The sequence below is a fragment of the Arthrobacter sp. FW306-07-I genome (assembly GCF_021800405.1).
In the GTDB taxonomy this organism is placed as follows: domain Bacteria; phylum Actinomycetota; class Actinomycetes; order Actinomycetales; family Micrococcaceae; genus Arthrobacter.
On sequence record NZ_CP084550.1, the window covers coordinates 2,612,595 to 2,635,126 of the forward strand.

Sequence of the window (22,532 nt, forward strand, 5' to 3'; positions counted from 1 at the left end):
GTCACTTCGCCGCCGGGACGTTCTTGAACACGTCCGGGTAGTTGTCCAAGGTCTTGATCCTGTTCAGCGGCCACGCGATCACGGCGGCCTTGCCTTCCAGATCCTTGAGGTCGATGAATCCGCCGTCGGTCTCCATATGGGCGCGCGAATCGGCGGAGTGGTTCCGGTTGTCACCCATCACCCACACCTTGCCTTCCGGGACGGTGACGTCAAAGTTGCGGACCTGCGGCACCTCGGCGGGATTGATGTAGGTCTCGTCGAGCGAGGTTCCGTTAAGGGTCAGTTTACCGCCGGCGTCACAGCAAACCACGTGGTCGCCCGGCAGTCCGATGACGCGCTTGACCAGGTGCTGCTCCGAGTTGTCCGGCAGGAGGCCAACGAACGTGAGGCCGTCCTGGACCCAGGTGAACGGGCCCTGTGCCTTGGCCGGTGCCGGAGGCAGCCATCCCTTGGTGTCACGGAACACCACAACATCCCCGCGGCTCAGGGCAAACGGTTCCGGGACCAGGAGGTTGACGAAGATGCGGTCGTCCACGTCCAGGGTGTTCACCATGGATTCGGAGGGGATGAAGAATGCCCGGAAGAGGAAGGTCTTGATGAGGAAGGACAGCACCACCGCGATGACCACCACCGTGGCGATTTCCTTCAGCCACCCGAGGAAGGGGTTGCCGGCAGCCTTGGACTCCGCCCGGTTCCGCCGGTGGACGGGTGCGGTTGACTCCGGATCCTCCCCCGGAGCCGACGTGGAGGAGGCCTGGACGGCGGGCGTTTCTGAAGCGCCGTCGTGGCGCGGTTCAGGTTTCCGCGCGTGGTTCTCGGGCATTTACCGTCCGTTCTGTGTTGTTGGCCCCGTTGCGGGCGGCCGTGCTACAGGAGCAAATCTATCAAGCGGCCAAAGGATCTGGACCGGCCGGCCGATCACCCGGTCCAGCGGCACCAGGCCACCGCCCGGGGCGCCGAGCAGGCTGCGGGAATCGGCGGAGACGGAGCGGTGGTCCCCCATCAGCCATAGCCTGCCTTCCGGAACCAGGGTGCTGAATTTCTGGGTGCTGGGCACGTCCCCCGGAAAAACATAGGGCTCGTCAAGGGGAACGCCGTTGACGGTGACCTTCCCGGCAGCGTCGCAGCAGACCACTGTGTCGCCTGGAACGCCGATGGCCCTTTTGACGTAGGTGGTGTCGCTGCCGGCGACGCCGAGCCACTGCGGGGCGGACGCCGCGGCGTCCGCGAAGGGGCCCTTGCCGCTGTTCAGCGGGGCGAAGCTGCCGCGGCCGTCAAAGACGACAACGTCCCCGCGCCGGATGGGTTCGGACTGGAAGTCCGTGCGCGATACCAGGATGCGGTCCCCGCCTTCCAGGAGCGGCTCCATGGACTGCGAGGGGATGAAGTAGACATCCAGCCACAGTGACCGGACCAGTCCGCTGATGGCAACAGCAAGGAGCAACGCCGCTGCAACGACAAAACGCCAGCCCTTTTTGCGGGGCTGGCGTTTTGTCTGGTGCATGGTCTGTATCCTGGCGCTGGTGTTGCTCCGGCGCTTGCCGGCTACGGCCGTGCTCCGGCGTGGCAGTGAGTCCGGGCTGGACTTACTTGGCGGAGCTGAAGTCGCGCTTTTCCTTGATCTTGGCGGCCTTACCGCGCAGTGCACGCATGTAGTACAGCTTGGCGCGGCGGACGTCACCCTTGGTGACAACCTCGATCTTTTCGATGATCGGGGAGTGCACCGGGAAGGTACGCTCCACGCCGACACCGAAGGAAACCTTGCGGACGGTGAAGGTTTCGCGAACGCCATCGCCCTGGCGGCCCAGGACGAAGCCCTGGAAGACCTGGACACGGGTGTTCTTGCCTTCGATGATGTTCACGTGCACCTTGAGGGTGTCGCCCGCGCGGAACTCGGGAACATCGTTGCGCAGCGAGGCTGCATCGACGGAGTCGAGAATATGCATGATTGCACTCCTGGTGAACGCCACAGGTCATTCACTTTGGGTAACGGCAGGCAAGTCGGCCCACTGGAAAGCAGGCCGGGCATCACCGCCGAAGTAAAGTAGTCCGGCCGCTTCAAGGCTTGATGGGGCCGGTTGCCACGCTGTTGGCCGCGCTACCCCCTGTGGCAGGTGCGGACCCAGCAGACACAAGGGTTAATTTTGCCACAGCAGCAGGGTTACGCCAATTCCGCCGGGGTTAACCCTCCTGTGCGGCGTCCGGTTCCGGGCGGCGGACCAGGCGGCCGTCCACGACGTCGTAGCCCAGGTTGTGCAATTCGCTGCGGTCGGCACGTGGGAGGCTGCCGGCGTCGAACCCCTGCAGGAGGTCCGGGCGGCGCTCAGCCGTCCTGCGGTACTGTTCGTGGCGGCGCCACTGGGCGATCCTGCCATGGTTGCCGCTGAGGAGCACCGGCGGCACTTCGCGGTCCCGCCAGACCGAAGGCTTGGTGTAGACCGGGTATTCCAGGAGCCCGTCGGAGTGGGATTCCTCCACTAGGGACTCGGGATTGCCGACAACGCCGGGGAGCAGGCGGCCGATGGCCTCCACCATGGCAAGGACGGCCACTTCCCCGCCATTGAGCACATAGTCGCCCAGGCTGACGGGGCGGACGGTGAAGTGTTCCTGCGCCCATTCGATGACGCGTTCATCGATGCCTTCGTACCGCCCGCACGCAAACGCCAGATGCTGCTCCTCCGCCAGTTCATAGGCTAGGGCCTGGGTGAACCGCTCGCCCGCAGGGGACGGAACGATGAGCACGGGCTTGCGCTGCGGATCCGGGCGCCCTTCCGCCACGGCGGTGAGGGCCTGCGCCCAGGGCTCGGGCTTCATGACCATTCCAGCGCCACCGCCGTACGGGGTGTCGTCCACGGAACGGTGCTTGTCAGCGGTGAAGCTGCGCAGGTCGTGGACGTGCAGGTCCAGGATTCCATCCTGGCGGGCCTTGCCGATCAGCGAGAGTTCCAGCGGGGCAAGGTATTCAGGAAAGATGCTGACGACGTCGATCCGCATCTAGTCCCTGCCTTCCGTTTCGAGGGCAGCAGCTTCGTCGGAGTTCAGTTCGAAGAGCCCGTCCGGCGGGGTGAGGAGGATGTAGCCCTCCTCGACGTTGACTTCCGGCACGATTTGTTCCACGAACGGGATGAGGATTTCTTCACCGCCGGGGGTGGTGACCATGAGCAGGTCCTGGACGGGCATGGTGTTCAGCGCCGTCACCTTGCCCACCACCCGGGAGCCGATCCTGGCCTCAAGGCCGACCAGTTCGTGCTCGTACCAGCCCTCGTCATCGTCGTCCTCGTCAAGCTCCTCGGTTTCGATGAACAGCTTGGCGCCGCGAAGGGTTTCAGCCTGGTTGCGGTCAGCCACTTCCTCGAATCCGAGCAGCAGGATGTCCTTGTTCCAGCGGGCGCTGCTCACAGTGAGGGGACCGGACGCAGCAGGCTCAACCACGAACGTGGTACCGGGGACAAACCGGTCCTCCGGGGCGTCCGTCAGCACCTGGACCGTGACTTCCCCGCGAATGCCGTGCGGCTTGCCGATCCGCGCCACCTGAAGCTGCATCTGTTCCTCTGTTCCGGGTTGTGGTGTTTCTGATGAAAGGACTGTGTTGTTGAAAGCAAACCGGCCCCTCCACCTGATGGTGGAGGGGCCGGAGCAAGAACTGAATGTTGCCGAGCGCTCAGCGGCGGCGGTCGGTGTCGACGACGTCGACGCGTACCGGTTCGCCACCGGCCAGTGCTGCCACCACGGTGCGCAGTGCGCGTGCCGTGCGGCCCTGGCGGCCGATCACCCGTCCGAGGTCATCCTGGTGAACGCGCACCTCGAGGGTATCCCCGCGGCGGTTGTTCTTCGAACTGACCTTGACGTCATCCGGGGAATCGACGATTCCACGGACCAGGTGCTCCAGCGCTTCTGCCAGCAATCTACTCAGCCTCGGTGGTCTCAGCTTCGGCGTCGGCAGGGGCCTCGGCAGCGTCAGACTTGGAGGCCTTCTTGGTGATGGCTTCCGGGATGATGACCGAGCCCTTCTCCGGGGCGACGAAGGATTCCTTCTCGACCTTGGTCTTGAGGGTGCCTTCCTGGCCCGGCAGGCCCTTGAACTTCTGCCAGTCACCGGTGATCTTCAGGATCGCGGCAACCTGCTCGGACGGCTGGGCGCCGACGGACAGCCAGTACTGGGCACGCTCTGAGTTGACCTCGATGTATGAGGGCTCTTCGGTGGGGTGGTACTTGCCGATCTCCTCGATGGCACGGCCATCACGCTTGGTGCGTGAGTCCGCGACGACGATGCGGTAGTACGGTGCGCGCATCTTACCGAAGCGCTTAAGGCGAATCTTTACGGCCACTTTTGTGGTCACTCCTGTTTCAGAAAAGGGGTGAACCCGGCTTTCTGCACCCGTGGGGCGGGCCGTACTTGCGGGCTCGAGGGACAGGATCCGGACGCGGAGAGAGGGGCCGCGCAGATCGAGTACCTGTCCATTGTGCCAGATGAGCGCGGTTAATTCGACTTGGCGCGGGCGTGGCTGGCGCGCCGGCCATACGGGGAGCGCCGAAGGGTTCCAGGACCCGGCTCAGGCGGACCAGACGTACAGTCCGGTCCGTTCTGAATCGTCGATTCCGGCGGCGAGCTGCGCCAGTTGCTGCACATAGGTCCGGGCCTGGCCTGTGTCGAAGGGCATGTCCTCCTGGGCGGCCCACTGTTCGGCAACGTCGTCGAGGACGTTGCCTTCGCCTTCGGTTTCGTATGAGAGCAGATCCGCCAGGGCGCGGACCATAGCCGGCGGCACGGCGAGGAGCGAATCGCTGGCAACGTCCACCATGGTCAGCTCGTAGTCGGCGCCGCCCGCGTGGACGGCCGTTCCCGCCAGGTCGCCCAGCTGCTCAACCTCGAAGTCGCTGATTCCCTGGATCCGCACCGCATGGGCGGCAGGGCCGCCAGCCGCGGAGCCGCTGCCCTCGTCGAGGATGCCGGCGCGTTTCAGCGCGGCGTCATGGGTGGCGACAAAGATCTCGGTGAAGCCCATGGGGTTGCCCTTCTTCCGTTGGCGGGACAGCGCGCCGGGCGCTGCCCGGCCGTACGGGATCAGCCTAGTAGTTGCCCGCCTGCCCGCGCACGCCGGACCCTTTCTGTGCTGCCCCGCCGTGCAAACGGGGGCCAAGTCCACCCGTCAGCGGACGGCTACCCGGATCCGGTTGCGCCACGGGTCCTCGAAGCGGAGCTCGGCACCGGTGTGGTGCGAGGCCACTCCGGCAACCTTGAGGCGGTCCGCCAGCGCCCCGACGTCGTCCCCTGAAGGAACTTCAATCAGCACCTCACCGAGCCCCAGGGTGTCCTTGCGCGGCCCGGCACCGCGGCTGTTCCAGACGTTCATTGCCATGTGGTGGTGGTAGCGGCCGGCGGAAACAAACAATGCCTGCCCGTGCCAGCCGGCCGTCTTTTCGAAGCCGAGGGTTCCCACGTAGAAGTCCCGGGCGGCCTGGACGTCACCCACCTGGAGGTGCACGTGGCCAACGCCTGCGGTTGTCCGGCGCTGGCCTTCCAGCGACTCTTCGGTGAGGTACTGCTCCAGGTAGCGCTGCGGCGGGAGGGCAAGGCTGTCCATGACGACGTCCGTCCCGTTCCAGGACCAGTTGCTGCGCGGGCGGTCCCAGTACAGTTCAATGCCGTTGCCCTCGGGGTCGGTGAAATAGAAGGCCTCGCTCACCAAGTGGTCGGCGCTGCCGGTGAAGGACCGCGGCTCGTACTGGGCGGCCGTGGCGACGGTGGCGGCCAGGGAAGCCTGGTCTTCGAACAGCAGGGCGGTGTGGAACAGGCCCGCCTCTCCCCTGCCGGGAATATGCAGTCCCGGCGCCGGGGCCAGGTGGACCAGCGGCCTGCCGAGCCGGCCAAGGTAGAGTCCGCCGTCCTGCTCAGCCACCACCTCGAGTCCCAGCGCGCGCTGGTAGTAGTCGGCCATGAGCTTCATGTCGCCCACCTTGAGCATCACGGTGCCCATGGCGAGGTCGGCAGGAAGAAGATCCTGGCTGCTGGCTGCTGCGGTCATTGATGGCTCCTTGTGTTGGAGGCCGTCCCAATGGCGGCCTGTCACACATTAAAATTACTTGAACCTTCAATTTATTCCAAGTCCCCAAGGGCCCTCTGGTCAGCGGATGATGCGGCCGCCCAGCACCACATGCTCAAGCGACCTGATGGTCTCCGGCACGGCCCGGGGGTCTTCCCGGCACACCACCGCGTCGGCCCGCGCTCCTTCCGCCAGGACGCCCGCCCCCAGCCAGGTCCGGGCGGCCCAGCATGCGGCATCCAGTGCTGCAGTCATTGGCAGGCCGGCGCCGTGCAGTTCAAGGATTTCGTCCGCGATCCTGCCGTGGCGGATTGTGCTGCCGGCATCGGTTCCGGCAAAGATGCGCACGCCGGCTGCGTGGGCCTCGGCCACCCGTTCCAGCCTGCGTTCCCACAGGGCGCGCATGTGGGCGGCGTAGCGCGGGAACTTGGAATCCGCCTGCGCCGCGATGTCCGGAAAGGTGGCGATATTGATGAGGGTGGGCACGATCGGTATGCCCTGTTCGGCGAACCGGGGCAGGTGGCGGGGCAGGAGGCCCGTGGCATGTTCAATGCAGTCGATTCCGGCATCCAGCATCAGGTCCAGGGTGTCCTCGGCGAAACAGTGGGCGGTCACCCGGGCACCTTCGTCATGCGCTGCCTGGACGGCGTCACGGACGACGGCGGCGGGAAAGGAAGGGGCCAGGTCACCGGCGCCGCGGTCAATCCAGTCCCCCACCAGCTTGACCCAGCCGTCGCCGTCGCGCGCCTGCTTGCGGACGGCCTCCACGAGGCCCTCCGGCTCCACTTCCTCCGCGAAGCCGCGCAGGTAGCGCCGCGTTCGGGCGATGTGCCGCCCGGCACGGATCAGCAGCGGGAAATCCCTGCCGCCCTGCATCCAGCGGGTGTCGGCCGGTGAACCGGCGTCACGGACCAGCAGGGTTCCTGCGTTGAGGTCAGCCAGGGCCTGCTCCGCAGCCGTGGCGGCTTCAACGGGGCCGCCCGGTCCCAGCCCGATGTGGCAGTGCGCGTCAACGAAACCCGGCAGTACCCAGCCATGGAGGACCCTGCCCGGCTCCTCCGCAGGCTTGTTGAAGCTGAGCCTGCCGTCCACTGACCAGAGCCCGTTCCGGACGGTGTCCGGACCGGTCAGGACCGGTCCGCTGAATTCAATCACTTGTGGCATCAGGACTTCCTTTCGCTGCCCGGACAGGCTAGCACCGCGGATTGTGACAACGCCGTCCCAGGGGCCTGTGGTAGCTTCGTTCCTGACCACACGGGTGCCCCTGCAGGGGCTGAGATCGGGCTGACGCGGCCTGCGACCGTTGAACCTGTCCGGGTAATGCCGGCGAAGGAAGTGAGTATTCCCTTGAGTACACAAAACACCCAGTTGAACGCTGCCCAAATCCAGGCAGAAACAAGAACGGACGCTCAGACAACACTCCAGGCGACCCAGTCCCTGAAGTCGCATTCGCTGGCCTTCATCGAAGATCCCGGCGCCGGGATCCGGGTGCCGGTAACGGAAATTTCCCTTGAGCCATCCCCCAACGGCCGGCCCAACGAACCGTTCCGCACCTACCGGACAGCGGGGCCGGGCAGCGACCCCGTCCGGGGCCTTCAGCCCTTCCGTTCGGAGTGGATTGAGGCACGGGCAGACACCGAGGCGTACACCGGCAGGGAGCGCAACCTGCTCGATGACGGCCGCTCGGCAGTCCGCCGGGGTGCCGCCTCTGCAGAATGGAAGGGCGCCCGGCCGGTGCCCCGCCGCGCCGTCGACGGCCGGACAGTGACGCAGATGCACTATGCCCGGCAGGGCATCATCACCCAGGAAATGCGGTTCGTGGCGCTGCGGGAAAACTGCGACGTCGAGCTGGTCCGCAGCGAGCTGGCCGCCGGCCGCGCGATCATCCCCAGCAACATCAACCATCCCGAGTCCGAGCCGATGATCATCGGCAAGGCCTTCCTGGTGAAGATCAACGCCAACATCGGCAACTCCGCGGTCACCAGCTCCATCGCGGAGGAGGTGGACAAGCTGCAGTGGGCCACCCAGTGGGGCGCCGACACCGTCATGGACCTGTCCACCGGCGACGACATCCACACCACCAGGGAATGGATCATCCGGAACTCCCCCGTCCCCATCGGGACAGTGCCGATCTACCAAGCCCTGGAAAAGGTCAACGGCGAGGCCAACGCGCTGACATGGGAGATTTTCCGCGACACTGTCATTGAACAGTGCGAGCAGGGCGTTGACTACATGACCATCCACGCCGGCGTGCTGCTGCGGTACGTCCCGCTCACAGCCAACCGCGTAACGGGCATCGTCTCGCGCGGCGGCTCGATCATGGCCGGCTGGTGCCTGGCCCACCACCAGGAAAACTTCCTGTACACGCACTTCGATGAGCTATGCGAGATCTTCGCGAAGTACGACGTTGCGTTTTCCCTGGGTGACGGTCTGCGCCCCGGTTCCACCGCTGACGCCAACGACGCCGCCCAGTTCGCGGAGCTGGACACGCTGGCCGAGCTGACGCAGCGCGCCTGGGAATACGACGTGCAGGTGATGGTGGAAGGCCCTGGCCACGTCCCCTTCCACCTGGTCCGGGAAAACGTCGAGCGCCAGCAAGAGCTGTGCAAGGGCGCGCCGTTCTACACCCTGGGCCCGCTGGTGACTGATGTTGCCCCGGGCTATGACCACATCACGTCGGCCATCGGTGCCACCGAGATTGCCCGGTACGGGACCGCGATGCTCTGCTACGTCACCCCGAAGGAACACCTGGGCCTGCCCAACAAGGACGACGTGAAGACCGGCGTGATCACCTACAAGATCGCCGCCCATGCTGCGGACCTGGCCAAGGGCCACCCGGGCGCGCACGAGCGGGACGATGCGCTGTCCAAGGCCCGTTTCGAGTTCCGCTGGCGGGACCAGTTCGCGCTGTCCCTGGACCCTGTCACCGCCGAGGCGTTCCACGATGAGACGCTGCCGGCCGAGCCCGCCAAAACGGCGCACTTCTGCTCGATGTGCGGGCCTAAGTTCTGCTCCATGCGGATCAGCCAGGACATCCGTGATGAATTCGGCTCCGCGGAGGCCCAAGCGGCGCTTGCCGGCGTGGCATCGGGGATGCGGGAGAAGAGCGAGGAGTTCCTGGCCGCGGGCGGCAAGGTGTACCTGCCGGAGCTGCGGGTTCCCGCGGAAAGCTAGGACGCCCGGGCCGGCTGGCTCCGGCTGACCTGTCGAATGAACTGCCGGATTGCCTGGTCCCCCTCCGGGGAGTCCTGGGGCCGGTGCCCTCCCGCGGCAACGCGGTGCAGGGCGCCGGTTTCCCGGAGGTACCCGGCGATTTCCTCATACAGCGGCTCCCAGCCGCCGGTCAGGACCAGCGTGGGCACGCCGGGGACGATGTGCAGCGGCGCCTCCCACGACGGCGACTGGAGCCGGAGCCTGCGGGCGGACCTCTTCTCCTCGGCGGTGGCCGGCTCCTGGAGGTCCGTGGCGTAGACCCGGCGGACGAATTCGCGCTGGAAGTCCTCGTCACTTAGCTGGTGGCGCACCTCGAAGAGGGGCTGCATCAAGCTGATGTGGGCGGCTGTGGCCGGCAGTTCCGCGGTCAGCGACAGGCACGCCGGTTCCACCAGGGTCAATGAGAAGACCAGGTCCGGGCGTTCCACCGCGGCCATCATGGCGGCGATTGCCCCTTGGGAATGGGCCACAACGTGCCCGCCGGCGGCGCCGCGGCCGTCATCGGCGAGGGAGCGCAGGATGATGGCGGTGTCTGCGGCGAAGGAGGACTCCAGCGGCTCCGCGACGGCATCGTAGCCGTGCCGCCGGAGGAACAGGGCGTCATAGGACAGTGCCATGCCGTGCTGGCGGGGCCACGCGGCAGCACCAAAGTTTCCGGCGCCGTGCACGAACACTACCCTCTGCTTGAACATGTCCCAACCCTATTCCACGGTGCCGACATCCCCACCGAAAAGCGCCAGGTGTCGTCTTGAGCAATCAAAACGACACCTGGCGCTGCACGATGATGGTGAACTGCTACTTGCCCAGGAACTTGTCGAAGCCCTTGGGAAGGTTCAGCTGGGACGGGTCGAAGTCGCCGCCCTGCTGGCCGAAGGCGGCCCCGGTGGGCAGTGCCTTGGCCGCATTGGCGCGCCGGGCTTCGGCTTCCTTGCGCTCCTGCGCAGCCTTGGCCGGGTTGCCGGACTTTGCCTTCTTCTTGGGCGCGTTCTTGGCGTTCTTCCGGGCACCGCCGCCGGCACCAGGCAGGCCGGGCATCCCGGGCATTCCCGGCATGCCGCCCTGGGCCATCTTCTTCATCATCTTCTGGGCCTGCGCAAACCGCTCCAGCAAGCCGTTGACCTCCGACACGTGGACGCCGGAACCACGGGCGATGCGGGCGCGCCGCGAGCCGTTGATGATCTTCGGGGCAAGCCGCTCGTGGGGGGTCATGGACCGCACGATTGCCTCGACGCGGTCAATCTCCCGCTCGTCGAACTGCTCCAGCTGCTGCCGGATGTTCTGCGCGCCAGGCATCATCATGAGCATTTTCTTCATGGAGCCCATGTTGCGGATCTGCTGCATCTGGGCGAGGAAGTCCTCGAGGGTGAAGTCTTCCTGGTCGGCGAACTTCTTCGCCATCCGGGCCGCTTCATCCTTGTCCCAAGCCTTCTCAGCCTGTTCGATGAGCGTGAGGATGTCGCCCATGTCCAGGATGCGCGAGGCCATCCGGTCCGGATGGAAGAGCTCGAAGTCGTCCAGGCCTTCGCCCGTGGAGGCGAACATGACCGGCTTGCCGGTGACCGACGCGACGGAAAGCGCGGCACCGCCGCGGGCGTCGCCGTCGAGCTTGGAAAGCACGATGCCGGTGAAGTTCACGCCTTCGTCAAAGGCAAGGGCCGTGTTCACGGCGTCCTGGCCGATCATGGAGTCGATCACGAACAGGACTTCGTTGGGCACGATGGCCCGGCGGATCTGGCGGGCCTGCTCCATCATGTCGGCGTCCACGCCAAGGCGGCCGGCGGTATCAACAATCACCACGTCGTGCAGCTTCTGGCGTGCTTCCTCGACGCCGGCACGCGCCACGGCGACCGGGTCGCCGGCAGGCTGGTCCAGCTCAGTCGAGGTGGCGCCCGGGTGGGGTGCGAAGACGGGGACGTTGGCGCGCTGGCCCACTACCTGGAGCTGGGTGACGGCGTTGGGGCGCTGGAGGTCGCAGGCCACCAGCATGGGGCTGTGGCCCTGGGCCTTCAGCCACTTGGACAGCTTGCCCGCGAGGGTGGTCTTACCCGCACCCTGGAGGCCGGCGAGCATGATGATGGTGGGGCCGTTCTTGGCCAGGCGAATCCGCCGGGTCTCGCCGCCGAGGATCTCCTGGAGTTCCTCGTTGACGATCTTCACGATCTGCTGGCTGGGGTTCAGAGCGGCAGAGACCTCCGCACCCAGCGCACGTTCGCGGACCCGTCCCGTGAATTCGCGGACCACCGGTACGGCGACATCGGCGTCCAGGAGGGCACGGCGGATCTCGCGGACGGTGGCATCAACATCGGCCTCCGTGAGGCGGCCCTTGCCGCGGAGATTCTTGAAGGTTGCTGTCAACCGGTCAGAGAGTGAATTGAACACGCGCCGTGAACTTCTTTCAGGAGATGATCGGGACTCGACTATCTAGGGTATCAAGTCAGACACCTAAGATGGCATGCTGGCAAAATGACGAGCCAAACAACTGTCAAGACCCTGCTCATCCTCGGCGCCTCGGGCGACCTCACCGGCCGCCTCCTCCTGCCGGGGCTGGCGCGGCTGCTTGCCGCCGGCCGTGCAGAGGGCCTCAGCCTGGTGGGGGCCGGTTCGGACCCCTGGACGCCTGAACAGTGGCGGGAGCGCGTGCAGTCATCGTTCGCGGCGGCAGCCGGTGCAGCGGACCAGCCGGGCAAGGAAGCCCTCGAGCTGTTGCAGAAGGAGACGGTGTACCACCAGCTGGATGTCACGGCCAATGGCGCCCTGGCGGCCTTGCTGAAAACCCTGGAAGGCCCGGTGGCCGTCTACTTCGCTCTGCCGCCCCGGATCAGCCAGCTGGCCTGCGAGACGCTTCAGCCAGGGGAGGTGCCGGCCGGTACCCGCCTGGTGATGGAGAAGCCTTTCGGCTCCAGCGAAGAGTCCGCGCGCTCCCTCAACCAGACGTTGGCGCGCCTCGTCCCGGAAGACCACATCCACCGGGTGGACCATTTCCTGGGCAAGGCCACAGTCCTCAACATCCTGGGCCTGCGGTTCGCGAACAACTTCCTGGAGCCGGTGTGGAACCGGCAGCACGTGGAAAAGGTGGAAATCTTCTTCGACGAGGATCTGGCCCTGGAGGGACGTGCCCGCTACTACGACGGCGCCGGCGCCCTGCGCGACATGATCCAAAGCCACCTCCTGCAGGTCATGGCCGTGATGGCCATCGAGCCTCCGGCCACCATTGGCGAGCGCGACCTCCGCGATGCGGTCTCCACCGTCCTTCGCGCCAGCAGCGTCAGCGCCCCCTTCACCAAGTCAACGCGCAGGGCCCGCTACACCGCCGGCACTGTAGCAGGCAAGAAGGTCCCCGACTACGCCAGGGAGGAGGGCGTGGACGCCGACCGGGAAACCGAGACCCTCGCGGAGATCCAGGTGGGCATCGACAACTGGCGCTGGCGTGGCGTTCCCTTCATCCTGCGTTCGGGCAAGGCCCTGGGCGACAAGCGGAAGGAGGCGGTGGTCACTTTCCTGCCGGTGCCCCACCTCCCCCAGGGTTTCACCGGGGTGGACTCCCCCAACCAGCTGCGGATCGGTTTTGGCCCTGACACGCTGGAGTTCGACGTGGATGTCAACGGTCCCGGGAACATTTTCAGCCTGGGCCGGGTCACCCTGGAAGCCGAACTGAGTGCCTCCGACCTGCTGCCCTACGGTGAGGTGCTGGAGGGGGTGCTGTCCGGGGATCCGCTGCTGTCCGTCCGGAGCGACACGGCTGAGGACTGCTGGCGGATTGTTGAACCGGTGCTGAAGGCATGGGAAAAAGGTGAGGTCCCGCTGGAGGAGTACGACGCCGGGTCGGCCGGGCCGGCGTCCTGGCCCACCAACCGGCGTCAGGACTGAGCCGTCCACACAAGGCCGGTTTGGCGCCTTAAACGTCAGCAGGGCGGGCGGGACCTTCCGGTTCCCGCCCGCCCTGCTTTCGTTTTCAGTTCCTGCCGTCCGCTGGGGGCCGCAGTGGTGAGGCCTAGATGTATTGACCTGAGAGGTTGGTGACGCGGCTGGCCGGTGGCTGACCGTTGAGTGAGGTGTGGCCTCGATGATGATTGTAATGATGGAGCCAGTCGGCGAAAGCGGCAACACGCTCGGCCTCGGAGGCGTAGGGACGGGCGTAGGCCCATTCGTCGAGCATGGTGCGGTTGTAGCGCTCGACTTTGCCGTTTGTCTGAGGCCTGTAGGGGCGGGTGCGTTTGTGCTTGATGTCCGGGCCCAGAGCGTCTTTGAATGCGTAGGAGCGGTAGCAGGATCCGTTATCGGTCAGGACCCGTTTGACAGTGATCCCGTGGGACTCGAAGTAGGCATTGGCGCGTTCCCAGAATCCGGCCGCAGTGTCCTTTTTCTCATCGGTCAGGATCTCCGTGTAGGCGAGCCTGGAGTGATCATCGACGGCGTTGTGCAAGAAGGCGTGACCCGGTCTCCGGTTCGCCGCGGTACCGGTCTTGTTCCGGTTTCCGGCGGCCCTGCCGACACTGCGGTGTCCGCCGCCGTCAGGGATCCGTCCAAGTTTCTTGATGTCGACGTGGACCAGGTCCCCGGGGCTGTGGTGCTCGTACCGGCGAATCACCCGGCCCGTGGCCCGGTCCATCCACGCCAGCCTCGCCAGCCCAAACCGGGACAGCACCCGGTGCACCGTGGAGGGGTGAATGCCCAGCAGATAGCCGATCCGTGCCGGGCCCCAGCGCCGGTTGACTCTGATCGCGACGATCCGCCGCTCCCGCCGCGTGGAGGTCCGACGCGGGGAGTTGATGGGCCGGCTGGAACGATCACCCGTCCCGTGCTCCCCGTGCTCCCGGTAACGGGCCGCCCACCGCGCTGCGGTCGTCACCGACACCTGGAACCGCTCAGCAGCACGGCGCAGCGGCCACCCGTCATCGACGATGCACCGGGCCAGCCGGAGCCGTCCCTTCGGCGTCAGAAGCGCGTTAGCATGGGACATTGAAGACCTCCTTGTGGATCGGACTCTTAGACAAGCCCCACTCCACTTGGAGGTCTTCTTTTTGTCACCTAACCACGCCGCATGTTCCTAACCTCCGTGGTCAATACACCTAGATGGCGGCCACTCCGCGTTCCCCTGTACGGACCCGCACTGCTTCGTGGACGTCCATGGTCCAGACCTTGCCGTCCCCTGCCCTGCCGGTATTGGAGCTGGCAATGATCACGTCCAGGATGTCATCGGCCTGTTCGTCCGTTGCCAGCACTTCCACCCGGATCTTGGGCAGGAGGTCCACGTTGTATTCCGCCCCGCGGTAAACCTCGGTGTAGCCGCGCTGCCGGCCGTAGCCGCTGGCCGCGCTGACCGTCAGGCCCTGGACGCCGTAGGCTTCCAGCCCTTCCCTGATGGCTTCGAGCTTTTCCGGCCTGACGATTGCAGTGATCAGTTTCATGCCCCCACGCTTTCCTTGCCTGTTGCTGACTGTGCCTTCTGCGCTTCCGCTGCCTGCGCGGCTTCAGGGGTTAGGCCCTTGCCGGTGATCAGGTCATGCAGCGGCTGGAAGCTTCCGCCGTGGCCGCTGACGCCGAACTCGTAGGCAGTCTCGGCGTGCAGGCTGAGGTCCACACCCACCGTTTCCTGTTCCTGCGAGACGCGGAAGCCCATTGTCTTGTGGATGGCCAGGGCGATGATGGTGGTCAGGATCGCCGAGTAGGCAATGGCGATGCCGGCTGCCGCGAGCTGTGCCCAGAGCTGTGCCAGTCCGCCGCCGTAGAAGAGGCCGCCGCCAACACCGTCGGTGGGCAGGGCGATGAAGCCCAGCGCCACGGTGCCGATGATGCCGGATACCAGGTGCACGCCCACAACGTCGAGCGAGTCATCGAAGCCCCAACGGAACTTCAGGCCGACTGCCAGGGCGGAAGCTACGCCTGCCACGACGCCCAGGCCCAGGGCGCCCACGGGGCTGACGTTGGCGCAGGCCGGAGTGATGGCAACCAGGCCGGCAACCACGCCGGATGCTGCGCCGAGCGAGGTGGGGTGGCCGTCGCGGATCCGCTCGGTGACCAGCCAGCCGAGCATGGCAGCTGCCGGGGCTGCGAGGGTGTTGACCCAGATCAGGCCGCCCTGTTCGGCAGTGGTGGCTGCACCGCCGTTGAAGCCGAACCAGCCGAACCAGAGGATGGCCGCGCCGAGCATGACGAACGGAATGTTGTGCGGGCGGTGGTTGGGGTCCTTGCCGAAGCCCTTGCGGTTGCCGATGATCAGGACCAGGATGAGCGCGGCCACACCTGCGTTGATGTGGACCACCGTGCCGCCGGCGAAGTCGATGGCGGGGCCAAGGGCCTTGCCGATGGCTCCTTCGGGGCCGAAGAGGCCGCCGCCCCACACCATGTAGGCGAGCGGGCAGTAGACCAGCGTGACCCACACGGGCACGAACACGGACCAGGCGCCGAACTTGGCACGGTCTGCGATGGCGCCGCTGATCAGTGCCACCGTGATGATGGCGAACGTGGCGGCGTAGCCAACCTTGATCAGGCCATCGGGGGTGGTGATTCCCTCAAGGCCGAAGGTGGCGAACGGGTTGCCGACGATCTCCATGAACCCTTCCCCGGAGCTCATGGAGGCGCCCCACAGGACCCAGACGACGCCCACCATGCCGATGGAGATGAAGCTCATCATCATCATGTTCAGGGCTGCCTTGGCGCGGGTCATGCCGCCGTAGAAAAATGCCAGACCGGGTGTCATGAACAGCACGAGGGCTGCCGCCACCATGACCCAAACGTGACCTGCGGTAAGTTCCATGGTGCACGTCCTCTCTCATCGAACCTTGCGGAATTACTCCGCCTGCCAACGCCTTTTGCGTCCTGTAAAGAGTGTGTGGGTGGCGTGTTTCGCCCGCGGAGGATTTAGATTGCCGGCCTGTTACAACAACCTCTAGGAAGTAAATGCTGCATATCCGCCTTGTTACGGTTATGTTTCCGCACCCGCGCAGCCACCCGGCTCCCTTTCCAGCGAGGATTTCCCCAGCATGACGGCACCACCCCGCGCCAACGGCGCCACCTCAAGGTTTTGGGCGCGGCTGCGGCCGCAGCGCGAAAGGCTCCCCCGCGACATCAAGGTGATGCTGGCCGCGGCCTTCCTCATCGCGCTTGGATTCGGGCTTGTTGCGCCCGTATTGCCCCAGTTCGCCACAACCTTTGGAGTGGGAAACACCGAGGCTGCCGTCATCGTGGCGATCTTTGCGTTCATGCGCCTGGCTTTTGCCCCGGCCGGCGGTGCACTGATCGGCAAGCGGGGCGAACGCCCCATCTACGTTGCCGGGCTGTTGATCGTGGCGCTGTCCACCGCGGCGTGCGCCTTCGCCCAGGACTACTGGCAGCTGCTGCTGTTCCGCGGCCTTGGCGGGGCAGGCTCGGTGATGTTCACCGTGGCATCCATGGCCCTGGTGGTCCGGCTGGCGCCGCCTCAAAGCAGGGGAAGGGTCTCGGGAGCCTACGCCTCAGCGTTCCTGATCGGGAACGTGTGCGGGCCCATCGTGGGAGGCCTCCTGGCGGGGCTGGGCCTGCGGGTTCCGTTCCTCGCCTACGCCGCCGCCCTGCTCGTTGCCGCTTTCGTGGTTCAGACCCAGCTCAGCCATCAGCGCAGGGACGGCGGAGACGCACAGAAGCGGTCACCGGACATGCGCTTCGGCGAAGCCCTGGGCGCGGGCACCTACCGTTCGGCCCTCGCCTCCAGCTTCGCCAACGGCTGGGCCACCTTTGGCGTGCGGATGGCAACCGTGCCGCTGTTTGCGGCGGCCGCTTTCGGAGCAGGCCCGCAGGCTGCCGGCCTGGCCCTGGCCGTGTTCGCTGCCGGCAACGCCGCCGCGCTCACCTTCTCGGGGCGCCTGGCCGACTCGGTGGGGCGCAAGCCCATGATGATCGCGGGTTTGCTGGTGGCAGCCCTGGCAACCGCGGCAATCGGGATCACCACGGACCTGCCCTGGTTCCTTGCGGCCTCAACGCTGGCCGGCGTCGGGTCGGGCCTCTTCGGCCCAGCCCAGCAGGCTGCAGTGGCCGATGTCATCGGAAATGGCCGCTCGGGCGGCAAGGTGCTGGCCGTCTACCAGATGATGTCCGACGTCGGCGCGATCGTTGGGCCGGTCGTGGCAGGGCTGCTGGCGGACCGGCTGGGCTTCGGCTGGGCCTTTGGGGTCACCGGCGGCATCATGCTCCTGGCCGCCGTCGCCTGGCTTCCCACCCGGGAATCGCTCCGTACGGCAGGGCCGTAGCAGGCCCTGCCGGAGTTCTGGAACCAGGCCGGTTCAGGAGTCACCCGGTTCAGCGGTCAGCTAGTTCAGCAGGGCGTCGACGAAGCTTTCGGTGTCGAACGGTGCCAGGTCGTCGGCACCTTCGCCCAGACCGATGAGCTTGACCGGCACACCGAGGGACTTCTGGATGGCCACGACGATGCCGCCCTTTGCGGTTCCGTCCAGCTTGGTCAGGACGATGCCGGTGACGTTGACCACCTCGGAGAAGACCCGCGCCTGGTTCAGTCCGTTCTGGCCGGTGGTGGCGTCCAGCACCAGCAGGACCTCATCCACCTCTGCCAGCTTCTCCACGACGCGCTTGACCTTGCCCAGTTCATCCATCAGGCCAACCTTGTTCTGCAGGCGGCCGGCGGTGTCGATCATGACAACGTCCACTTCCTGCTCGATGCCTGCCTTTACTGCCTCATAGGCAACGGAGGCGGGGTCGGCGCCGTCGATGTCCGACTTCACGGTGGGAACGCCGACGCGCTGGCCCCACGTGGCCAGCTGCTCGGCGGCGGCGGCGCGGAACGTGTCCGCGGCGCCCAGCAGGACGTCCTTGTCCTCGGCCACCAGCACACGTGCCAGTTTGCCCACCGTGGTGGTCTTGCCCACGCCGTTCACGCCCACCACCATCATCACGGCGGGCTTGTCGGCATGCCGCTGGACGCTCAGGCTGCGGTCCATGGTGGGATCCACGAGCTTGATGAGCTCTTCGCGCAGCATGGCCTTGACGTGTTCCGGGGTCCGGGTGCCCAGGACCTTGACCCGCTCCCGGAGGGCATCCACCAGCTGCATGGTGGGCTCGGTGCCCAGGTCCGCGAGCAGGAGTGTCTCCTCCACTTCGTCCCAGACGCTCTCGTCGATGCGGTCGCTGGACAGCAGGGCCAGCAGCCCCTTGCCCATGATGTTGTTCGAGCGGACCAGCCGTTCGCGCAGGCGGGTGAGGCGTCCCGCGACCGGGAGCGGGGTTTCAACGGGGATGGTTTCCAGCCCGGCAGCATTGTCCGGAACCATTGTGGTGTCCAGCTCATCGAGGTCGGCGCCCTGCGGGGCCGCGCGCTCGATGGTTCCCTCGCGGTCCGCCACTGCGGTACTTCCGCCGGAGCGGATTTCGGGGTCATTGGCGTCCCGTGTACCGGGGTACCTGGTGATGTTCCTCCGCGTCTTGATCAGGACCGGGATCAAGGCGCCGATGACCACCAGCGCAGCAAGAATGGACAGGACAATGGGAAGGATGTCATTCACTCCCCTAGCTTCTCACAAACGGCTTGCCCCCTTCCGGCGCCTGCCGCGCAGCTGACCTGCCCTTTTCGCCGCCGCCCGCGCTGCTGATATTCCTCTGCGGCGCTGCTAAACCTCCGCGCCGAGGCGCTGGCTGATCACTGTCGAGACGCCGTCGCCCCTCATCGTTACCCCGTACAACGCGTCCGCCACTTCCATGGTGCGCTTCTGGTGGGTGATGACGATGAGCTGGCTGGATTCCCGGAGCTCTTCGAAAATGGTGATCAACCGGCTCAGGTTGGTGTCGTCCAGTGCCGCTTCCACCTCGTCCATGACGTAGAACGGCGAGGGCCTGGCCTTGAAGATGGCCACCAGCAGCGCCACCGCGGTCAGGGACCGCTCACCGCCGGAGAGCAGCGACAGCCGCTTGATCTTCTTGCCCGCCGGACGCGCCTCCACCTCGATGCCGGTGGTCAGCATGTCCGTGGGGTCGGTGAGGACCAACCGGCCTTCGCCGCCGGGAAAAAGTCGGTCGAACACCCTGGTAAATTGCGCCTGGGTGTCCTCGAAGGCTTCGGCGAAGACGCGCTGGACGCGGTCGTCCACTTCCTTGATGATGTCCAGCAGGTCCCGGCGGCTGGCCTTCAGGTCCTCCAGCTGGGTGCTGAGGAACTGGTGCCGTTCCTCCAGTGCCGCGAATTCCTCAAGGGCCAGGGGGTTGACCTTGCCCAGGCTTGCCAGATCCCGCTCTGCCTTCCGCAGCCGCTTCTCCTGCTCCTGCCGGACGTAGGGCTTTCCTTCCACGATCTCTTGCCCTCCCGCGTCAACGGGGGCGCGGAGGGCGGCCCACTTGTCGCTGGATTCCTCCGCAGGCACGGGCACGGGGACGTGCGGGCCGAATTCCTCCACCAGGGCCTCGGGGGTAATGCCCAGTTCATCCACGGAACGGGTTTCTACTGCCTCGATCCTGGCCCGTTGCTGGGCCCGGGCGAGCTCGTCGCGGTGCACGTTGTCCGTGAGGTCGGCCAGTTCCCGGGCCAGGGCGTCGTTCGCTTCCCTGATGTCGCGCAGCCCGCGGTCACGCAGCTCCCGGTTCTCCTCGGCCAGGTCCCGTTCGTGCCGTGCCAGGTCCACCGAGACATCCACGTAGCCGAGTGCCAGTTCCACGCCTGCGGAAACGGCGGCTGCCCGTTTGGCCTGGATCCGGCGGCGCCGGGCGCGCTCCGCAGCTTCCTCGCGGGCACGGCGTTCGGTGGCGGCGGCGCGTTCCAGTGATGCCACCCGGTTGCGCGTGGCGGCCACCTGCTCCTCGGCACTGCGCAGGGACAACCGTGCCTCCACCTCTGCTGCGCGGGCGGCGGAGGCGGCATGTGCCAGGGCGTCCCGCTGTTCGGTGGAGGGCTCCTCTTCAACGGGTGCTTCCTGGGCTGCCGCCAGGCGGGCGGTAACGGCCGCGAGCGCTTCCTGCTCGGCAGCGACATTCCCTTCCGCCCGCGCCAAGGACGCGGCCAGCCGTTCGCTCTCGCCCACGGCACTGCGCAGGACGGAGTTCAGGTGGCCCAGGCGTTCAGCGACCGCCGCGAGGCGGGCATCGGATTCGTGCAGCTTGTCCAGGGCGGCGTCCGCTTCCTCCTGCGCACCTGCGCGCCGCGCCTCGGCGCCGGCCAGGGCGAACCTGTTCCGCTCCAGGTCCGCGGTGACCGCAGAAAGGCTGCGGTCGGCGTCGTCCACTGCCGCCTGTACCTCGAGCAGCGACGGTGCCTTGGCAGAACCGCCGGCCGCCGTTAACGCCGTGAAGACGTCACCCTCGCCGGTGACCACCGTGAGGCCGGGCACCGAGGCCACGAGGGTGGACGCGGCGTCGATGCCGGATATGACGGCGGTCCCGGCCAGCAGGTGCCGGACCAGGGCGAGGTGCCCCGCGGGCCCCTCCACGAGGTCGGCGGCCCATTGCGCCCCCTCGGGCAGCCGGACGGCAGGGTGGTCGCCGTCCCTCTGGTGGCCCGCCGCAGCCGAGGCGAGGAGCAGCGATGCCCGCCCGGCGTCGTCGTCCTTGAGCCGCTGCAGCACTGCGACGGCCGTGTCCTTGTCCTTGACCAGCACTGCTTCAGATGCCTGTCCCAGGGCGGCGGCGATGGCCGCTTCATAACCGGCCTGCACCGTGATCGTGGCGGCGACGCTTCCCTGCACCCCTGGAAGGCCTGATTCCAGCACGTGCCGGGCGCCGTCCTTGCGGTCGAGCCCCAGCTTGAGGGCGTCGAGCCGCGCGGCCAGGGCATCCCGTTTCCGGACTCCTTCGTTGACGGCGGCCTTGAGGTCCGTGATCTCCTGGAGCACAGCGTCCAGGGCCTCGCTTGCAGCCTCATAGGTGGCGTCGAGGGATTCTTCCCCCTCCTCCACGCCCGCCACCTGGTTCTCCAACGCCGTGAACTCGGCCTGGGCACGGGCGCGGCGTTCGGTTCCGGCGGTAAGGGATTCGCGCAGCCGTCCCAGTTCCGCCTGCGCGGACTCCACCCGGGACCTGGCGGCCGCCACCTGGCCGGCAAGCCGTGCCAGCCCTTCCCGCCGGTCGGCTGCCGCCCGGAGCTGGGCGGTGAGCCGCTGGTCCTCGGCCAGGGCCGCCTGCTCCGCTTCGGCCTTTGCGGCGCTGGCCGTCTCCAGGGCATTGCGCCTGGTTTCAATGTCCTGTTCGAGCTCGGCGAGCTCCTGCCGCACCCGGGCTGCCTGGCGTTCGAGCTGTTCGGGGTCCCTGCCCGGCGGTGGCGCGGCATCTTCCGAACCCAGCAGGCGGCTGCGCTCAGTGGCCAGCGAGCCGAGCGAGCGAAGCCGCTCCCGGGCAGTGGAGAGCCGGTACCAGGTGTCACGGGCGGCATTAAGGCGCGGTGTGGCCTCTGCCGCAAGTTGCTCCAGCGCTGCCTGCCGCCTGCGGCCCGTTTCGAGTTCCTGCTCGACGGCGGCACGCCGGGCCTTGAGCGCAGCCTCGTCCGCCACGTCCCGCTCCAGCGCCAGCTGCAACTGGACGAGGTCGTCGGCAAGCAGGCGGGCGCGGGCGTCCCTGACGTCGAACTGGACGCGCTGGGCGCGGCGGGCCACCTCCGCCTGCTTGCCCAGGGGCGTCAGCTGGCGCCGGATTTCCCCGGTGAGGTCGGTGAGGCGCTGGAGGTTGGCCTGCATGGCCTCCAGTTTCCGGACCGTGCGTTCCTTGCGCCGGCGGTGCTTGAGGATCCCTGCTGCCTCCTCGATGAAGCCGCGGCGGTCCTCGGGGGTGGCGTGCAGCACGCGGTCCAGCTGGCCCTGGCCGACGATGACGTGCATCTCCCGGCCCAGCCCGGAGTCGGAAAGCAGTTCCTGGATATCCAGCAGCCGGCAGGCGGCACCGTTGATGGCGTACTCGGAGCCGCCCGTACGGAACAGCGTCCGGGAAATGGTGACTTCGCTATATTCGATGGGCAGGGCGCCGTCGGCGTTGTCGATGGTGAGCGAAACGTGTGCCCGGCCAAGGGGCGGCCGCCCGGACGTCCCGGCGAAAATGACGTCCTCCATCTTGCCGCCGCGGAGGGTTTTGGCGCCTTGCTCGCCCATGACCCAGGCCAGGGCGTCCACCACGTTGGACTTCCCGGATCCGTTGGGACCCACCACGGCGGTGACGCCGGGTTCGAAGTCGAAGGTGGTGGCAGACGCAAAGGACTTGAACCCCCGGACGGTCAGGCTTTTGAGGTGCAAGGCTTTTCTGGTCTCCTGGAGCGGATAGGGCAGGATTGCGGGAACCGGCTCACTACAATCTACTGCGCAGGACCGACATTTCCCC

At 66.8% G+C, this 22,532-nt stretch carries 20 protein-coding genes and 1 riboswitch; of the genes, 3 read left to right on the plus strand and 17 right to left on the minus strand.

Features of this window, described 5'->3' with window-relative positions; genetic code table 11:
* Position 1: 1 nt before the first annotated feature.
* From lepB (LFT46_RS12105) to LFT46_RS12150, 10 genes are all read right to left on the minus strand, one after another.
* Positions 2 to 823, minus strand: a complete 822-nt coding sequence (gene lepB, locus LFT46_RS12105) for a signal peptidase I (RefSeq protein WP_236798651.1) — start codon at positions 821 to 823, stop codon at positions 2 to 4.
* Positions 824 to 1,504, minus strand: coding sequence for a signal peptidase I (gene lepB, locus LFT46_RS12110; protein ID WP_236819862.1), 681 nt, complete (start codon positions 1,502 to 1,504; stop codon positions 824 to 826).
* Positions 1,505 to 1,586: 82 nt separating this feature from the next.
* Positions 1,587 to 1,946, minus strand: a complete 360-nt coding sequence (gene rplS / locus LFT46_RS12115; protein ID WP_018768283.1) for a 50S ribosomal protein L19 — start codon at positions 1,944 to 1,946, stop codon at positions 1,587 to 1,589.
* A gap of 235 nt (positions 1,947 to 2,181) precedes the next feature.
* Positions 2,182 to 2,994, minus strand: coding sequence for a tRNA (guanosine(37)-N1)-methyltransferase TrmD (gene trmD / locus LFT46_RS12120; protein ID WP_236819864.1), 813 nt, complete (start codon positions 2,992 to 2,994; stop codon positions 2,182 to 2,184).
* Entirely contained in the window at positions 2,995 to 3,543 is a 549-nt protein-coding gene (gene rimM, locus LFT46_RS12125) for a ribosome maturation factor RimM (protein ID WP_236798654.1), read from the minus strand. It abuts the gene before it with no gap.
* Between the two features lie 118 nt (positions 3,544 to 3,661).
* Complete coding sequence (locus tag LFT46_RS12130) at positions 3,662 to 3,904, minus strand: RNA-binding protein (RefSeq protein ID WP_018759999.1); 243 nt, start codon at positions 3,902 to 3,904, stop codon at positions 3,662 to 3,664.
* 1 nt (position 3,905) lies between these two features.
* Positions 3,906 to 4,328 (minus strand): 30S ribosomal protein S16, encoded by a 423-nt coding sequence (gene rpsP, locus LFT46_RS12135; protein WP_236798655.1) that lies wholly within the window; start codon positions 4,326 to 4,328, stop codon positions 3,906 to 3,908.
* Positions 4,329 to 4,553: 225 nt separating this feature from the next.
* Positions 4,554 to 5,006 carry a hypothetical protein gene (locus LFT46_RS12140; protein WP_236819866.1) on the minus strand — a complete coding sequence of 151 codons (453 nt, stop codon included), beginning with the start codon at positions 5,004 to 5,006 and terminating at the stop codon, positions 4,554 to 4,556.
* A gap of 144 nt (positions 5,007 to 5,150) precedes the next feature.
* Positions 5,151 to 6,026, minus strand: coding sequence for a VOC family protein (locus LFT46_RS12145; protein ID WP_236819868.1), 876 nt, complete (start codon positions 6,024 to 6,026; stop codon positions 5,151 to 5,153).
* A 99-nt stretch (positions 6,027 to 6,125) separates the two neighbouring features.
* Complete coding sequence (locus LFT46_RS12150; RefSeq protein WP_236819870.1) at positions 6,126 to 7,208, minus strand: amidohydrolase family protein; 1,083 nt, start codon at positions 7,206 to 7,208, stop codon at positions 6,126 to 6,128.
* An 80-nt stretch (positions 7,209 to 7,288) separates the two neighbouring features.
* Positions 7,289 to 7,396: riboswitch (TPP riboswitch) on the plus strand.
* On the opposite strand from LFT46_RS12150, the gene thiC reads away from it, so the two are divergent.
* Entirely contained in the window at positions 7,392 to 9,218 is a 1,827-nt protein-coding gene (thiC, locus tag LFT46_RS12155; RefSeq protein WP_442863643.1) for a phosphomethylpyrimidine synthase ThiC, read from the plus strand. (Overlaps the previous riboswitch by 5 nt.)
* On the opposite strand, the gene LFT46_RS12160 is transcribed toward thiC, so the two are convergent.
* Together LFT46_RS12160 and ffh are read right to left on the minus strand one after the other, a co-directional pair.
* Positions 9,215 to 9,949: an alpha/beta fold hydrolase gene (locus LFT46_RS12160; protein ID WP_236819872.1), complete on the minus strand. Its 735-nt coding sequence runs from the start codon at positions 9,947 to 9,949 to the stop codon at positions 9,215 to 9,217. The genes thiC and LFT46_RS12160 overlap by 4 nt on opposite strands.
* A 103-nt stretch (positions 9,950 to 10,052) precedes the next feature.
* Positions 10,053 to 11,636 (minus strand): signal recognition particle protein, encoded by a 1,584-nt coding sequence (gene ffh, locus LFT46_RS12165; protein WP_236819874.1) that lies wholly within the window; start codon positions 11,634 to 11,636, stop codon positions 10,053 to 10,055.
* An 84-nt stretch (positions 11,637 to 11,720) separates the two neighbouring features.
* Here ffh and LFT46_RS12170 point away from each other — a divergent pair, with 84 nt between their 5' ends.
* On the plus strand, positions 11,721 to 13,124 hold the full coding sequence (locus tag LFT46_RS12170; protein ID WP_236819881.1) for a glucose-6-phosphate dehydrogenase: 1,404 nt from the start codon (positions 11,721 to 11,723) through the stop codon (positions 13,122 to 13,124).
* 124 nt (positions 13,125 to 13,248) lie between these two features.
* On the opposite strand, the gene LFT46_RS12175 is transcribed toward LFT46_RS12170, so the two are convergent.
* From LFT46_RS12175 to LFT46_RS12185, 3 genes are all read right to left on the minus strand, one after another.
* On the minus strand, positions 13,249 to 14,217 hold the full coding sequence (locus tag LFT46_RS12175) for an IS481 family transposase (protein ID WP_236801834.1): 969 nt from the start codon (positions 14,215 to 14,217) through the stop codon (positions 13,249 to 13,251).
* Between the two features lie 109 nt (positions 14,218 to 14,326).
* Positions 14,327 to 14,665, minus strand: a complete 339-nt coding sequence (locus tag LFT46_RS12180) for a P-II family nitrogen regulator (protein WP_159631736.1) — start codon at positions 14,663 to 14,665, stop codon at positions 14,327 to 14,329.
* On the minus strand, positions 14,662 to 16,014 hold the full coding sequence (locus LFT46_RS12185; protein WP_236798661.1) for an ammonium transporter: 1,353 nt from the start codon (positions 16,012 to 16,014) through the stop codon (positions 14,662 to 14,664). Before LFT46_RS12185 ends, LFT46_RS12180 begins: the two co-directional genes overlap by 4 nt.
* A gap of 226 nt (positions 16,015 to 16,240) precedes the next feature.
* Here LFT46_RS12185 and LFT46_RS12190 point away from each other — a divergent pair, with 226 nt between their 5' ends.
* The gene (locus tag LFT46_RS12190; RefSeq protein ID WP_236819883.1) at positions 16,241 to 17,482 is read left to right on the plus strand and encodes an MFS transporter; all 1,242 of its coding nucleotides are present in this window, start codon (positions 16,241 to 16,243) and stop codon (positions 17,480 to 17,482) included.
* A gap of 60 nt (positions 17,483 to 17,542) precedes the next feature.
* On the opposite strand, the gene ftsY is transcribed toward LFT46_RS12190, so the two are convergent.
* Both ftsY and smc read right to left on the minus strand, forming a co-directional pair.
* A complete protein-coding gene (ftsY, locus tag LFT46_RS12195; protein WP_236819885.1) occupies positions 17,543 to 18,748 on the minus strand; it encodes a signal recognition particle-docking protein FtsY in 1,206 nt (401 codons plus the stop codon).
* Between the two features lie 105 nt (positions 18,749 to 18,853).
* Positions 18,854 to 22,447, minus strand: a complete 3,594-nt coding sequence (smc, locus tag LFT46_RS12200; RefSeq protein WP_236819887.1) for a chromosome segregation protein SMC — start codon at positions 22,445 to 22,447, stop codon at positions 18,854 to 18,856.
* Positions 22,448 to 22,532 lie beyond the last annotated feature (85 nt).